Raw genomic sequence first — 14751 nt, 5'->3', positions numbered from 1 at the left:
CGGGCAATCTCTAGGGAAATCACGCGACTTCCCTTTCCGAGGGCCTCTCGGGTGGATTCGGCCACGGCGCGCGGTGCACTCTCGCAGCGAATCCCCGAAGCCCGCGGCCACAGGCCGGTGCCGCCGCCGGGCCCCCGTTCGACGATCGAGAAGAGGGTTGCCGTCATGCACCGTGCGCTGTGTCCGGTCGAGACGCTCTACGTGGGCCAGCGAAGCAGGGCCGTGCTGTCCTGCACCCTGCGCGGACGTGTCGACGTCGAGGCGCTGACCGCCGCGTTCCATGCCGTGACGCAGGCCAGCCCGACCCTGCGCTCCCGCATCGTGGCGGACGGCGCCGGCCACGCGCTGGGCCTGCTCGACGAGGCCGAGCGGCCTCGGCTGGAGACACGCGCCGGAGAGTTGGCCGAGGCCTACGCGACGGAACTGAACAGGCCCCTCCCGGTGGGCGGCCCGCTGTCGCGCGCGGTCCTCGTCAGCGCACCGGGCGGCGAGGACCACCTGTTCGTCCTGGTGGTGGACCACACGGTGACCGACGGCCACAGCAGCATCACGCTGCACAACACACTGTGGGACCACTACCGGTCGCTCGTCATCGGCGAGCAGCCGCAGGCCGTTCGATCCGACGTCCCGGACGCCCCGGACTGGCCCGAGCCCGTCAGTGCGCTGCTGCCGCCGGCCGACGAGGCGGACACCGCCGCTCATCTCGACGCCCGCATCGAGCAGACGAAGCGGCACCCGGTCGAGCTGGTGCCCTACGACGCGGCAACCACCCCGGACCCGGCGCCGGCCGCCGGGGCGGGGGAGGGGCGCATCGAGGTGTGCCGGCTGACCCTGGACACCGAACACACCACACGCCTGCGCGAGAGGGCACGACAGGCCGACGTGTCCGTCCACGCGCTCATCGCCGCGGCCCTGCTGACCACGGCCCGACGGCGTCTCGCGGGTGAGGGTCCCCGCACCCTCGGCTGCCTGTCCCCTGTCGACCTGCGCTCCCGGCTGACGCCGGCGTTGCCGGCGTCCGTCATGGTGCCGGCGGTCACCACGCATCTGCAGACCCTGGAGGTGGCTGCGGCCTCCGACCCGCTGGGGCTGGCGCGTACCGTCCACGCCCGGGTGAACGACTTCATCTCCAGTGGCGGCCACTTCCACGAGATGCGCATCACCCCGGAGATCGCCCGCAACCCCGCGCTCCAGCTGGCCACTGTGATCGTCACCAACATGGGCGTCGTCCCGGGACCCCGCCTGCCCGGCGACCTGCGCGTGGTCGACGTCCGCCTGGTGCCCGGCCGCGAGCACTACTTCCCGCAGGCCGGCCGCAGCCCCGTCATGGCGTGCGTGGTCTCCTTCGAAGGCCGCTTGTCCATCGAGTTCCCGCACTACACCGCCTGCTTCAGCCCGTCCTTCATGCGGGCCTTCCGCGACGAGGTGCTCGACGGCCTCCTCGCCTTCGCGTCCGCGGCTCAGCGCGAGCCCGTCACCGCCGACGCGGGCTGAACGCCGCCCACACTCCCGCATCAGGCCCGGTTGCCGTAAGGAGTCGTCCTGCGATGTCCACCGTCAGCGAACTCGCCTCCCCCCTGACGCTGTTGCCGCGCGCCCAGTCGGGCGACGAGCACGCCATGAACCACCTGCTGAACCACATCACGCCCTATGTCACCCGGATCTGCCGATCGATCACCCGCGACGACGCGGCCGACGCCACCCAGGAGGCGCTGCTGGCCATCTACCGCGGGCTGAGCCAGCTGCGCGAACCGGAAGCCCTCTACGGGTGGGTGCGCGCGGTGACGGTCCGCGAGGCCGTGCGCACCGCCAAACGCTTCGGCGAGGAACAGACCTGCGGGCAGGTCGAGTCGCGGCAGCAGACGAACCCGCTGGACGCGGTGCACATCAGCGATGTGCTCGAGCGTCTGTCACGGGCGCACCGGCAGGTCCTGACGCTGCGCGCCTACGGTCTGAGCGAGGAGGAGATGGCGGAGGTGCTCGAGCTGCCCCTGGGCACAGTGCGTTCCCGCCTCTTCCGCGCCCGCCGCCGCTTCCAGGAGGCGTGGCAGCCCTCGGCGGCGTGAGCCGAGGGGCGGGACGACTTCCGGGAGCCGGGGGAGGGCCGTGACGCCTGCCCCCGGAGGCGGCCGGGCCGCGCCCCCCGGCCGCCCCCAGATCGTCGTATGCCGTCGTGGCGCCGCCTCGAAGTGCGTCAGGCCGAGGGTCGGGGCGCAGCCCTGAGGCGACGGAGGACGAGGGCTGGGGCGCCGCACTGAGGTGGCGCAGGACGAGGGCTGGGGCGCCGCCTTGAGGTGGCCGTGCCACGAGGGCCGTGGCGTTCCCGACACCACGGCCCTCGTCCCGGGCTGCTTCTGCGCCTACGGCTTGACGCGGTCCGGCCGTACGCGTGGCGGCCACTGGCCGGTGACGAACATACCCAGCGCATGCATACGGGAGACCAGCGCGGGCCGGTTGGGGGTGTCGAACCTCCGCAGCATCTGACCGATGCGGTATTCGATGCCCTGGCGGCTCAAGTACAGCCGGGAGGCCAGTTGCACCGTTGACTCGCCACGTGCCACGCCCTCCAGCACCTGCGCGTCGAGCGCGCTGAGTACAGGTCTGTCACCGGCCGCCGGTGGGGTGTCCTGCTGGGGTCTGTGTACGGGGGCGAGGCTGCGGAGAAGGACGACGATCCCGGACGTCTCACCGGACAGGCCGTGCACGGCGACGCCGGTGATGTCCGCGTGGAAGAGTCCGCCGGCACCGTCCCTGCCCATGACTCTCTCGGTGAATCGGGGCCGGTGGCCGGAGGAAAGGGCGAGGAACTGTTTTCGCAGGTCATCGGATGCGGCGGGCGCGGGCGGTTGCAGGAGGTCGAGGAGGCGGCACCCGCGTATCTCCTCCGCGCTGAGGCCGAATTGCCGGGCGAACTCCGGCTCTGCGGCCGTGATGACGAGGTCGTCCGTGAAGGTGCGGGCCGTGCAGACGGCCCGCGACGCCGGAGTGGGGCGTGCGCTGTTCGTGAGGGGGTCGCTGCGAGTGGGAGGAGCCGGGTGTGCGGCGGGGTGGTGCTTGCGGGGCGAAGCGTCGGGGAAACTCGTGGTCGCCACGGACGTACCGTCCTTTTGCTGCGCAGGGGGAGAGGAGGGTAGGGGTGCGGGACGGACCGGCGCGTCGGTACCAGGGGTGTCGGCGAGCGTCCGGCGCACAGGCGTGCCACCTCGTCGGCGGCTGCGGCCCGTTGTTCCGCGTGATGGTGGGCGGATGGGTGTGTGCGGGGCTTCCGGAACGGCTCGTCAAGGGGAGCGCATGCACTCGACAGGGGTCGGGCGACAGCCGGATAACGTTGTCACGGCCACTCGATCTCGCCGCTCGGTGCAGAGAGCGGACTGAAAGGGAAAGGGCCCGCGGTGCCCGTACGGCTCCAGCTCGGAGCGCTCTCAGGGCGACCCGCCGTCATCTCCGCACAGGGCGCGCAGGGACCGAGGGTGGCGAGCCACGGGATGAACCTTCGCGTTGAGCCCGGCCGGGCGTGGCGCGGCACGGAAACCTCCATGAAACAAGTTGGGGGAATCGCGTCGGGACGGCACCTTCGAGGCTAAGGGGCGGCAACCCCCTTGGCAAGGGTTTGCCAGACGGCCTGCGGGTTGTGCCAACTTCCCTGCCTCTACACGGCGTTGCCGCCCGCCCGAGCCCATGCCTGCCCGGTCGTCGAACAGCAACTGGGCCTTCGGCCAGCCCAATTGGCGTCCGATTAACGCCTTGCCGCACTTGCGTGGGCTTCGTAAAGTGTTGACAACCCCAGATCTCCGATCGAACGGGCCGAGGACGGAGGTCTGACGCGCGTCACGTGAGCAGAGGTGGGAGATGCCCGAGCAGCCGCACTTCGGCCGTCGGCTCAAGCGGCTCCGGCTCCAGCGAGGTCTGAGCCAGGCAGAACTCGTCGGCGACGGCATGTCGACGGGGTACCTGTCGCGCCTCGAGTCGGGCGAACGCCGGCCCACCGAACGCGCCACGGCGTATCTCGCCGAGCGGCTGGGCGTCGATGCGTCCACCCTGACCGCCCCTTCACATCAGCGGTCCCTGACCTGCGAACTGGCGGCAGCGTTGTCGGCGCCGCCCGGCACATACGACACAGCCGCCCTCAGCCGGGCGGTCGACGAGGACGCCGGTGAAGATCCCGCCGCCCGCTGGCAGGCTCTGTGGTTGCTGAGCCGCGCCGCCGACCGCGCCGGCGACTACGCGCGGGAGCGCGCATGCCTGCTGCGGCTCATCGAGCTGAGCGATTTGTTGGAGGTGCCTGAACTGCGCGTGCGGTCGCACGTCCAGTACGCCCGCTGCACGCGTGCCCTGGGTGACTTGCGCACAGCGGAACCAGCGGCCGCCCAGGCGTTCTCCCTCGCACGTTCCGAGGATCTGTCCGTGTCGGACACCATGGCCGCCCTCGTGGTGCTGATCAGCATCGAGGCCGAGCTCGGCAGACTGGACGCGGCCGCGCGGCACGTCGACGAACTCGAGCGGGACCTGCTGCCGGCGGCCGCACCGGCACAGGCGGCCGAGGGATGGTGGACCGCCGCCATGGTCTGCAACCGTCAAGGCGACCACGCTTCCGCCCGGACCAAACTGGAGACGGCACTGCAACTCCTGAAGGCCAAGGACGACCTGACCCTGTGGACCCGGCTCCGGGCCGCGGCCACCGCTGCGGCGCTGCAGATGTCACCGCCGCAACTGGGCGCGGCTCAGCGCTGGTTGACTGAGGCCGCGTCCGTCGTGGACCTGATCGGCACCCCGCGCGAAGTCCAGGAACTGCGTGCTCTGCAAGCCCATCTGGCTTTCCACCGTGGCCGGCTGGACGACGCCCGCGCGATCAGCGGCTCATTGCTGGCCGAGGAGGACCTGTGTCTCTCCTACCGGGACCGGGTGCGGTTGTCCGTCCTCGACGGCCGCCTGAAGATCCTCTCGGGGCGCGTCGAGGAGGGCATCGGCGTCCTGCAGCGGCTGGGCCGTCAGACGACGGAGACCCAGAACCTGGATCTGGCCGCGCATGTCTGGCAGTCCTTGGCCCAGACCCTGGCGGAACTGAGCCTTCCGCACACGGCGGGCGGCGCCGGCACCGCGCCGCAGTCGTCCGGTCGAGGCGGCCTCGCAAGCCTGTGACGCCCTCCATCGCCGCCCCCCGCGCATTTCCTCACCGTGACCGTCCCCGACGCCGCCGAGACGCGATGCCACCGGTGTGTTGCCGGCCCGGGCCTGCCGGCCGCTCAGGGAGGCGGACAGCCCATGCCGAACTCGTTCCTCGGCCGTCGTGCCACCACCCGTCGGGATACCTCGTCCTCCCGGCACACCGCAGCCCGCAGAGCTCCGACCCACAAGCGGGATGGCGGACAGGGACGAGGCCGAGGATTGCGATGACCAGGCCGACCGCCTCCCACGGCCTGTCCAGGCCACGTCGCGCAACGATCCGCGCTGGACGACCGGCAGACCCCACGGCAAGCCGGGGAGCGACTGGTCGCGCCGGTCCAGGACGGTTCGCGACAACATCAGGGGTGTACGAAGGTGTGGGGGCGAATCAGGGGCGAAGTGGCCGGGCAGTGAACGACAATTGCCGGCAGGGCCGTCTGAACAGGGCCGCCCAGCGCGCAAATCGGCCTGCCGGCCCGGTACGTCCGAGAAGCGGTCGCACCGCCCGGGCCGCGCGGCTAGGCTCTCGTCGGGATCACCTACCACCGACGAAGGTGCCGGGACACGGGGGAAGTACGGTCATGGCCGATGTCAGGGTCGAGACGGTCGCGCTCGACGCAGCCGGCAACAGGCAGATCGCCAGCAGAACACGGACGACGTCGTCCCTCGGCGAGCGCGCCTCCGAGATCGAGGAGGCGATCGTCCAGGCGTCCTCCATCGCCCAGCAGTCCCTGGCGCAGGTCTCCCAGCGCGACGGCTGGCGGATCACCAGCCTGGACGTCACCTTCGGTCTGACCCTCGCGGCCGAAGCCGGGGTCATCCTGTCCAAGGCGTCGGCGGAGGCCTCGTTCGAGGTCACCCTCACCGTGGAGCGCACCCCGGGGAACCCGTGACGGAAACGGGCTACTGGGTCGACCTCTACCAGGCTCAGCAGCGGCTGGGCGGTGGCTTCCTGCTCACCCGCCGGTTCGTGCTCACCGCACTGCACTGCCTGCGCGGCCTGGCCATCGACGAAAGCGTCGGCATCGAACTGGCCAACGGAGAGCGAGTAGAGGGCCGTGTCTGCCGCCAGGACAAAGAAGCCGACCTGGCCCTGGTCGAGGTCGGCGCCGGGCACCAGGTCGTCCTGCCGATCCCTACGGCCGACGTCGCCCGCGACGGAGACCGCTGGCGAGGCCCTTACCGGCCCGCCGCGCACGAAGCGCACCTCAGCGGGCGGGTCAGCGCCGGGGCCGCCCCGCACCTTTGCGTCGGCGGCGCGACCATCGAAGCGCTGCAGCTCACGGCGGACCAGCATCTTGGCGACTACTCCGGCTACTCGGGAGGACCGGTCGAGGGTGTGGGGGACAACGGCACTCAGCCGCCCGCGGTCGTCGGCATCCTCATCGAGCAGGCCCCCGAGCGGGCTGCCGAGGCCCGCGCCGCCAATGTGCTCTTCGCAGCCACCATCAGGGAAGCGATCCGCCGCTTCGACCACCTCGACGTCGTCCACCTCATCGACGTGCTCAGGCCACCGCCCCCCGACCGCGACCACCCGGGCCCGGACCGCGACCGCCCATCTGTCCTGGACCGCGACCAGCCTGCCCGGGACGGTGCGACGCCCGCCCGATTCGTCGGTACCGAGGCGCTGTTGCTCCAGCTTGATGCCTGGGCACAGCGCAGCCTCATCGATCCGTCCCAGATCGCCGAGCTCAAGTTCATGGCCGTGAAGGCGCTCATCAACGGCGAGGGGAACGGGGGCGGGGCATGAACGAGGCCTGGCAGGAAGCCCTCTACTACGCCACGCTCGCGCTGAAGGGCGACAGCACAGCTACCGCGCAGGCCATGCATGCCGTCGAACGCCTGCGCACGGACGAGTGTGTGCTGCACCATCCAGCCCTCAGCCACGATCTGTCCCTCCTTACGGCACTGCTGGACAGCCTCGGCCAGCAGGCCTCGTCGCAGGCCCTCCTCCAGCACGTGGTGTCCCGTTTGGCGTGGGACACCGACGGGCTGAACCTCGACACCGCCTCGCGCAACCAGCTGGCCGTGACGCTGGCCGACCGCGGGTATCTGGCCGCCGCCGCGACCGTGCTGTCCTCTGCCTTACAGTTCGACCCGGACCGCGGTGCGACGGCCGCGCGCACGCTCGCCAACCTCGCGGCGCTCAAGATGCGGCTGAGAGACGTAGAAGGGGCCGACCAGACGGCCACACAGGCTCTGGAGCGGCTGGCTACGGCCGAGGCCTCCGAGGAAGAGCAGGATGTACGTTTGCTGGTGATCTCCGTTCTGACGGAGACGGCGCGTCGACAGGGCCGCCACGAAGACGCGGACCGGTTGCTGGACGACCTCGAACGCGCCGTGCGCCGTCTGGTGGCTCTGCTGGGCGGGGAGCATCCGCAGTCCCTGTCGGCGCTGGTCACGCTGGCCACCGCCGAGTTCGGGTCCGCGCGGGCCGCCGAAGACCGTGACCGAATGCAGCGCGCCGCGCATGTTCTGGCCGTGGCGTCCCAGAAGGCCGCGGCGACGATGGGAGCCGACCATCCGCAGTCGGTCGCCGCACTGCTCAGTCTCGCCGCAGCAGAAGGCGAAATGGCCCAAGACGCGCGGGACGACCGTGGGATCGACGAGGTCAGGGCCCTGCTCACGGAGGCCGTGCGGCGATGGGGCGTCCTGCGGAGGGGCGCGGACCATGCTCCCCCAGCAGCCATTCCGACGTCCGAGCCCCAAGGGTTCCGGGGGACCGGATCCCGGCGACCGGCGGCCGAGGGGCAAAGGCCTCGGGTGCCCGAGGTCCGGCGACCGGCGCCGCAGCCCTTCATCGACAGGTTCGTCGTCAGGGACAACGCACTGAGCCAGGGCGACGAGGGCTCGTCGGCGCTGCGTTTCAGCGTGCTCGGTCCGGTTCGGGCGTGGCGCGGTGCGGAGCCCCTGCCCACCGGTTCGCCGCAACAACGGGCACTTCTCGCCGCTTTGTTGCTGCGCGGGGGCCGCACTGCCACGGCAGCCGAGTTGATCGACGCGCTATGGGGCGAGGAGCCTCCGTCGCAGGCACTCGCCGCCCTTCGTACGTATGCGGCCCGGCTCCGCAAGGTGCTCGACCCGGGAGTGCTGGCCAGCGAGTCCGGAGGGTACGCGCTGCGCATCCAGGCTGGATCCGTCGATCTGGCGGATGCGCAGCGCCTTGTGGCAGATGCGGAGAAGCTCCGTGCGGCCGGCGAACGGGCGCAGGCGCGTGACCTGTTGAACAGGACCCTCGCGCTCTGGGACGGGGAACCCCTGGCAGGAGTGCCGGGCCCTTATGCCGAAGCGCAACGCGTCAGGTTGGAGGAGTGGCGGCTTCATCTCTGCGAGACACGGCTGGGCTTGGACCTGGAACTCGGCGACCATGCGGAGGCGGTATCGGAGCTCACCGCACTCACCGCCGCCCATCCCTTGCGCGAGCGCCTGCGCGAGTTGCTCATGCTCGCTCTGTACCGAAGCGGGCGCCAAGCCGAGGCGTTGGCCGTGTACGCGGACACCCGGCGCCTGCTCGCCGACGAACTCGGAGTGGACCCGCGCCCCAGCCTGCGCGACCTGCAGCAGCGCATCGTCGCCACCGACCGGAGCCTCGAGGACGTGGCCCCGCCGCGCCGCGAAGCGAGATCGAGCGCTGTGCGGCCTTCACAACTGCCGGCGACCGTGCCCGACTTCACCGGACGCGCCGCCTTCGTGCGTGAACTCGGCGGACTTCTCGCCGCCTTCCCTGGTGCCGTCCTGGCCATCTCCGCTTTGGCGGGCATCGGAGGCGTCGGCAAGACCACCCTCGCGGTGCACGTTGCCCACCAGGCGCGCCGGGGCTTTCCCGACGGGCAGTTGTACGTGGATCTGCAAGGAACCGGATCCCGGCCGACGGAGCCCGAGACGGTCCTCGGATCTTTCCTGCGCGCTTTGGGCACGGAGGACGCGGCGATCCCCGATTCGCTGGAGGAACGCTCGGCGCTGTACCGCTCGGTCCTGAACGGCCGCCGGGTGCTGGTGCTGCTGGACAACGCCCGCGACGCCGCACAGGTACGGCCGCTGATCCCCAGCGCCGAGGGGTGCGCCACGCTCGTCACCAGCCGCGTCCGCATGGTGGATCTGGCCGGGGCACATCTCGTGGACCTCGATGTGATGAGTCCGGACGAGGCGCTGGAACTGTTCACCAGGATTGTGGGTGGCGAACGCGTCCGAACGGAACACAGTGCTGCTCTCGACGTGGTCGCCGCTTGCGGGTTCCTTCCGCTGGCGATCCGGATCGCGGCCTCACGCCTCGCGGCCCGCCGTACCTGGACCGTGTCCGTGCTCGCCGCCAAACTCTCCGACGAACGACGCCGCCTCGACGAACTGCAGGCCGGGGATCTCGCGGTCAAGGCGACCTTCGAGATGGGGTACGGGCAGCTGGATCCCGCGCAGGCGCGCGCCTTCCGTCTCGTCGGCCTCGCCGACGGACCGGACATCTCCCTCACCGCGGCAGCCGCCATGCTCGACCGGCCGCCCGAGGACACGGAGGACATCTTCGAAGCGCTCGTCGACACCGGCTTCCTGGAGGCGGCGGCACCGGGTCGCTATCGCTACCACGACCTCACCAGGCTGTACGCCCGCGCCTGTGCGGAACGGGACGAGCACCCCCCGAGTGAGCGGTGGGCGGCACTGACCCGCCTCCTCGACTTCTATCTGGCCACTGCGACCGGGGTGTACGCGGTCGAGCATCCCGGTGACCGAAGCGTGGAGCATCTGGAACCTGCTCGGTATCCCGGCGTCGAGTTCTCGTACCTGGACGACGCTCGGCGCTGGCTGGCGTCCGAGGCGCAGTGCATCCTGTCCTGCGCCCGCCAGCTCGCTCACGGCTCCGAACTGCGCAGGTCGATCGACCTGCTGTGGAGCGTGAAGGACATCGTGGGATCCGGGAACTTCCGCCAGTACCAGGACACGGCGACCGCGGCGCAGCGTGCCGCACGCGAGGCGCGCGACGCCCAGGCGGAGGGGCGTGCCTGTGCCGCGCTCACCGCGGTCCATCTGACGGCGGGGAACCTGCGGGAGGCCGATGCGGAGGCGCAGCGGGCGTTGGCGCTGGCCGTGGCGATCGACGACCCGGTCACCAGCGCCTGGGTGCAGTACGACCGCGGTGTCATCGCGCTCCAGGAGCGCCGCTACACGGAGGCGGACCGCTGTCTGCGGGAGGCCCTGACACGATTCCGCGAGGACGAGAATCCGTTCGGCGTGGCCAGCGCTCTGTGCCAGCTCTCCCATGTCGAGGCGAGTCTGGGCAACGTCCGTAGCGCGGTCGCGCTCGCCGAGGAGGCCATCGAGCGGCTCGGCTCCGAAGCCGCCACCCTCGCCCTTGCCGAATCGCGGTACGCGCTGGGGCTCGCCCTGTCCGCCGCGGGGCAGATCCCCGAAGCCCTGGAGCACCTGGACCAGGCGCTCGGGATCTACCAGGAGTGCGCGCAGGCGCTGGGGGAAGGCATGGCGCACTACCGGCGCGCCGAGATATACCTCGGTGCGGGCCGGCCCGCCCAGGCGGCCGCGGAGGCCGAACAGGCGCTTGCGGTGCTGGGACGGGTAGGGGGTGCTCGGCGCAGAGCCGATGTCCTGGTCGTGCTGGGCGACGCCATGGAGGAACGGGGGGAGTCCGCGCGGGCCCGGACCTGTTGGGCCGAGGCCCTCGCGGAGTACGAGCAGGTGTCCGGGACGGAGGGGTTCGAACTGCGGGACCGCCTGAACGCACGGCTGGGCGGCCGGGACAGGGAAGCAGGTCGGCTCACGTAGACGTGATCCGCCCCGCCCGCGGTGCACGTCCGCACGCCAGTGGTCACCCTCAGCGTCGGCATCAATGTCTTCAGGGGGTTTCCGGGCCTCGGATGTGGTTGCAGAGCGTGCCCGGCGAAACGTCGAGTAACTTCGGCGATCGAGGCGATCGAGCGGCCCCGGGTCGGGCAGCAGGTCACGGGCGGCCCGGATGATCTCCTCGGTGGCGACGCAGGGGCGTCCGCCGACCCGGCCACGGGCGCGGGCGGCGCGAGGCCCTCCTTGGTGCCGATGACGATGAGTTCGCGAACGGATCCCGCGAGCGCGGCCAAGACGTGGAGGACGAGTCGGCCGCCGGGGTGGTGGTGTCCGGGTTCTCGTGCAGCGAGGTGAAGTCGATGCCGCGCTCGCGCAGCTCGGCGACCATGTTGATGAGGTCTTGAGGGCTGGCGCCGTAGCGGTCGAGCGAGGGGACGACAAGCGTGTCGCCCGCCTCGAGGGACGCGTGGCATGCCTTCAGCTCGGGACGGAGCGCGTCCTTCCCGGATTTCTCGTCCGTGAAGATCCTCCGGCACCCGGCGGGGTGAGCGCGTCGAGCTGCCGCTCCAGTTTCTGCCCGCCGGTCGACACCCGGGCGTACCCGATCTCGATACCTACCAGCCCCGGATCGGCAGCGTGGGGGCTTTGACGGAAGGTCTCGCGCGCTGGACAGCCGATTTTGAGGACCGCGCGAAATCCCCTTGCTCAACGGTCAAGAAGCGTTGACCATTGCTCGCATGCCTACCGATGATCTACCCGAGACGTTTCACGTCACCACGGACGAGCAGCTGCGCGCCGTCTCCAACCTCACGCGCCACCGGATCATGGCCGTACTCCGCTTCGAGCCGGCGACGATTACGCAGATCGCCGAGCGGGTGGGCGTTGCGAAGGGAAGTTCCAGCTATCACGTGCGGCTGCTGGAGCGGGCCGGCTTGGTGAAGGTGGTACGGACGCGGAAGGTGCGGGGTGTCACCGAGCGGTACTACGCGATGGCCGCGCGGGCGATCGTGCTGCCGGATCCGGGCGAGGGGGAGCCGGACGTGCTGATGCGGCATGCGGTGGCGGATCTGGAGGCGTCGCCGGGGGATGGCGATCGGTACGTACAGATGGCGCATCTGCGCCTCACCGAGGAGCAGTTCACGCAGCTGGGGGCGCGGCTGGAGGCACTGGCGGACGAGTACCGGAAGCTGTCCGATCCGTCGCTGCCGGACACGTCACTCGTCTTCGCACTGTTCCACCCGGCACCACGCGAGCAGGCCGAGGGAGGCGCCAAGTGACAACAGGTGTCCAAGAGCTGCCGACCGGGTTCGGACGGCTGTGGACCGCGCAGACGGTGTCCTCGCTCGGTGACGGGGTGTCGCATGCAGCGCTGCCGCTTCTCGCGTTGACGTTGACGCGGGACCCGATGGCGCTCGCCGTCGTCACGGCCGCCGGGACGCTGCCGTGGCTGCTCTTCGGGGTGCTCGGCGGTGCGCTGGTGGACCGCTGGGACCGCCGGCGCACGATGTGGGTCATGGACGCGGCCCGTGCGGTGCTGCTCACAATACCGGCGGCAGCGGCCGCGCTCGACGTGCTGAGCATTCCGCTGCTCGCGGCCGTCGCCTTCCTGCTCGGCCTCGGCGGACTCTTCTTCGACACGGCCGCCACGGCCTATCTGCCGGATCTGCTCGGTCGTGACCCCGCACTCTTGGAGCGCGCCAACTCTCGCTTGCGTGGGACCCAGACCGCCATGTCCGGCTTCGCGGGGCCGCCTGCGGGCAGTGCGCTGCTCGCGCTCGGGCGGGCGGTTCCACTGCTCGCCGACGCGGTGTCGTTCATGCTCTCCGCACTGCTCGTACGGTCGCTTCCCGCCATACCCCGGCCCGTGCCGGAGACCCGCGAGTCGCTGCTTCGGCAGGCGCGGGCCGGGGCCTCGTACGTCTTCCGCGACCGGTTGCTGCTCGGGCTCGCGCTCCGCCCGGCGGTCGGGAACATCGCCTTCCTGGCTGTGGAGACCGTACTCGCCCTCTTCGCGCACGACCGCCTCGGCATCAACACCTACGGCTTCGGCCTGCTCCTCACGGCTGAGGCCACCGGCGGTCTGCTCGGTGCAGGCATCGCCTCCTACCTTGGCCGACGACTCGGCACCGGCACCGCACTGACCTGCACGGCCGCAGTCGAAGGGCTCGCCATCCTGGGCCTTGCCGCTGCCCCGAACCCGTACGTGGCCGGGCTGGCGCTCGCCGTCTGCGGGGCCGGCATGGGCGCCACGATGGTGCTCGGGCCCTCCCTCCGGCAGGCGATCGTCCCGGCCCACCTCATGGGCCGGGTCGCCTCCACCTCCCGCATGCTGGCCATGTGCGCCGCCCCCGTCGGGGCCTTCCTCGGCGGCCTGCTGGCCACCACCTACGACATCCGCACCCCGCTCTACGCCGCCGCCGTCCTCCTCCTGGCGATGACGGCCGTCACGGCATCCATGACCAACAACCGCCGGGTCGAAGCGGCGCTGCGTGCCGCCGCCCCGGCCGGCGGCCCAGATCACCCGGCTTCGAAGGAACCCGCCCAGGAGAGTGCACCCGACTTGTTGTGACGCCTGCAGCGAAGGCGTCACAACAAGTGGGGTACCAGGCCCCCGCGGGGCGCAACGAGCGGCCGGGTCGGTCGGGTGTGCCGGCCGTCGATCCTCTTCGTCCTCGGCGTCGTCCGGGTCCCGGAAGGGGTGGCCGGCGCCGCTGGCTTTGACGTGAACCTGCCAATACGGTTCGCGGCGAACTACCACGTCAGCCCGGCCACGGTCCTGGAGGCGGTGGCTCTCGACAAGCCGTACGTCAGCGTCTCGGCGGACGTCGTCGTCGCCGAGAACGACGCCACCGCCCGTGCCCTCGCCACCGGCTACGGCCCCGTGGACCCGCAGCATCCGCACCGCCGAGGGTGCCATCGAGTACCCAACGTCCCAGGAAGCGCGCACCCACCCATGGACCGACAAGGACCGGGCCCTCGTCCAGGACCGCCTCGACACCCAGTTCGTCGGTTCACCCGGCCGGGTGGCCGACCGGCTGGAACAACTCCAGGAGGCCACGGGCGCGGACGAGCTGCTCATCACGACGATCACCCACGACCACACGGACCGGGTCCGTTCGTACGGACTGCTCGCCGAGGAATGGCGCCGACGGGGTCACTCCTTCCGATCCAGCTGACGTTCCACAGTCCCCCACCGGATGCGGCTTCCGTACGGGTCTGATCGGCATGCCTGAGCAGGTCGCCGTGGGGGTCCCCCGGCCGATCGGCGCCCACAAGAAGCTCTGCGTCGACCTCTTCCTCCTCGGCTTCCTGCACTACCTGGAGGAGGGGTGTCGATGCTGGTCACGGCGGGTCCGACACGCCGGCAGCCACCACGATGCGGTCCTGCCGCTCGACCCCCGGGGCCATGTGCCCCGGGATCCGCTCGGGATCGTAGGGCACCGCACACACCGTCACCGGAACTTCCCGGCTGCCCGGGGTGCGTCACCGGTGCAGGGACTCGGCGACGGCCGGGTCCTCGAGCACGGTGACGCACCAGGCGAAGTGCTCGTCACCGCCGCCCGGCGCGAAGGCGTCGCTCGTGGCCATCGCATAGGCGGCCCGGTACAGCAGGAGGTCGTCGACCGCGTAGCCGAACTCGTCGGCGAAGCGCGTGGTGAGCTGCCGGGTGATCTCCAGGGCGTGCTCGGCGCCCGCCGGGAAGATGGCCGCGGTCACGGCGGCGTCGAACCGGGGGTCCCCGCCCGTGGACAGGAAGCCGTAGTCCACGAGGGCGAGCGGCCGCAGGTCGTCGTCCACCAG

11 protein-coding genes and 2 pseudogenes are annotated in these 14751 nt (G+C 71.0%); 10 read left to right on the top strand and 3 right to left on the bottom strand.

The window, feature by feature from the left end:
- The first annotated feature begins 165 nt into the window (after nt 1-165).
- Together ACF1BE_RS30035 and ACF1BE_RS30030 are read left to right on the top strand one after the other, a co-directional pair.
- Nucleotides 166-1494, top strand: coding sequence for a protein kinase (locus ACF1BE_RS30035; RefSeq protein WP_392202144.1), 1329 nt, complete (start codon nt 166-168; stop codon nt 1492-1494).
- A gap of 53 nt (nt 1495-1547) precedes the next feature.
- Nucleotides 1548-2066: an RNA polymerase sigma factor gene (locus ACF1BE_RS30030; protein ID WP_392202143.1), complete on the top strand. Its 519-nt coding sequence runs from the start codon at nt 1548-1550 to the stop codon at nt 2064-2066.
- 294 nt (nt 2067-2360) lie between these two features.
- Here the strand turns inward: ACF1BE_RS30030 and ACF1BE_RS30025 are convergent, their stop codons facing one another.
- Complete coding sequence (locus ACF1BE_RS30025; RefSeq protein ID WP_392202142.1) at nt 2361-3092, bottom strand: helix-turn-helix transcriptional regulator; 732 nt, start codon at nt 3090-3092, stop codon at nt 2361-2363.
- Between the two features lie 757 nt (nt 3093-3849).
- Between ACF1BE_RS30025 and ACF1BE_RS30020 the strand changes: the two genes are divergently transcribed.
- From ACF1BE_RS30020 to ACF1BE_RS30005, 4 genes are all read left to right on the top strand, one after another.
- Nucleotides 3850-5139, top strand: a complete 1290-nt coding sequence (locus ACF1BE_RS30020) for a helix-turn-helix domain-containing protein (RefSeq protein ID WP_392202141.1) — start codon at nt 3850-3852, stop codon at nt 5137-5139.
- A 605-nt stretch (nt 5140-5744) separates the two neighbouring features.
- Nucleotides 5745-6056, top strand: coding sequence for a CU044_2847 family protein (locus ACF1BE_RS30015; protein ID WP_392202140.1), 312 nt, complete (start codon nt 5745-5747; stop codon nt 6054-6056).
- Nucleotides 6053-6913, top strand: coding sequence for a trypsin-like peptidase domain-containing protein (locus ACF1BE_RS30010; protein WP_392202139.1), 861 nt, complete (start codon nt 6053-6055; stop codon nt 6911-6913). Before ACF1BE_RS30015 ends, ACF1BE_RS30010 begins: the two co-directional genes overlap by 4 nt.
- A 1049-nt stretch (nt 6914-7962) precedes the next feature.
- Nucleotides 7963-10932 (top strand): BTAD domain-containing putative transcriptional regulator, encoded by a 2970-nt coding sequence (locus tag ACF1BE_RS30005; protein ID WP_392202178.1) that lies wholly within the window; start codon nt 7963-7965, stop codon nt 10930-10932.
- A gap of 175 nt (nt 10933-11107) precedes the next feature.
- Here ACF1BE_RS30005 and ACF1BE_RS30000 read toward each other — a convergent pair whose 3' ends face one another.
- Nucleotides 11108-11659 (bottom strand): recombinase family protein, encoded by a 552-nt coding sequence (locus ACF1BE_RS30000; RefSeq protein WP_392202138.1) that lies wholly within the window; start codon nt 11657-11659, stop codon nt 11108-11110.
- 28 nt (nt 11660-11687) lie between these two features.
- Here ACF1BE_RS30000 and ACF1BE_RS29995 point away from each other — a divergent pair, with 28 nt between their 5' ends.
- The 4 genes and pseudogenes from ACF1BE_RS29995 to ACF1BE_RS29980 form a co-directional block, all read left to right on the top strand.
- A complete protein-coding gene (locus tag ACF1BE_RS29995) occupies nt 11688-12227 on the top strand; it encodes an ArsR/SmtB family transcription factor (protein WP_392202137.1) in 540 nt (179 codons plus the stop codon).
- Nucleotides 12228-12244: 17 nt separating this feature from the next.
- Entirely contained in the window at nt 12245-13519 is a 1275-nt protein-coding gene (locus ACF1BE_RS29990) for an MFS transporter (RefSeq protein ID WP_392202177.1), read from the top strand.
- 132 nt (nt 13520-13651) lie between these two features.
- Nucleotides 13652-14126: pseudogene (locus ACF1BE_RS29985) on the top strand (LLM class flavin-dependent oxidoreductase); the annotation flags it as partial.
- 25 nt (nt 14127-14151) lie between these two features.
- A pseudogene (locus ACF1BE_RS29980) lies at nt 14152-14277 on the top strand (dimethyl sulfone monooxygenase SfnG); the annotation flags it as partial.
- A gap of 156 nt (nt 14278-14433) precedes the next feature.
- On the opposite strand, the gene ACF1BE_RS29975 reads toward ACF1BE_RS29980, so the two are convergent.
- Nucleotides 14434-14748: a hypothetical protein gene (locus tag ACF1BE_RS29975; RefSeq protein ID WP_392202136.1), complete on the bottom strand. Its 315-nt coding sequence runs from the start codon at nt 14746-14748 to the stop codon at nt 14434-14436.
- Nucleotides 14749-14751: the final 3 nt, after the last annotated feature.

The sequence above is a fragment of the Streptomyces sp. NPDC014991 genome, from assembly GCF_043080665.1.
Classification (GTDB): domain Bacteria; phylum Actinomycetota; class Actinomycetes; order Streptomycetales; family Streptomycetaceae; genus Streptomyces.
The sequence above is the reverse complement of the archived record's forward strand: the minus strand, read 5'-3'. Positions and strand labels throughout refer to the sequence as shown.

Bases quoted from the DNA above. Each gene is read 5' to 3' on its own strand.
- ACF1BE_RS30035 (WP_392202144.1), top strand. From the start codon at position 166: ATGCACCGTGCGCTGTGTCCGGTCGAGACGCTCTACGTGGGCCAGCGA.
- ACF1BE_RS30030 (WP_392202143.1), top strand. From the start codon at position 1,548: ATGTCCACCGTCAGCGAACTCGCCTCCCCCCTGACGCTGTTGCCGCGC.
- ACF1BE_RS30020 (WP_392202141.1), top strand. From the start codon at position 3,850: ATGCCCGAGCAGCCGCACTTCGGCCGTCGGCTCAAGCGGCTCCGGCTC.
- ACF1BE_RS30015 (WP_392202140.1), top strand. From the start codon at position 5,745: ATGGCCGATGTCAGGGTCGAGACGGTCGCGCTCGACGCAGCCGGCAAC.
- ACF1BE_RS29995 (WP_392202137.1), top strand. From the start codon at position 11,688: ATGCCTACCGATGATCTACCCGAGACGTTTCACGTCACCACGGACGAG.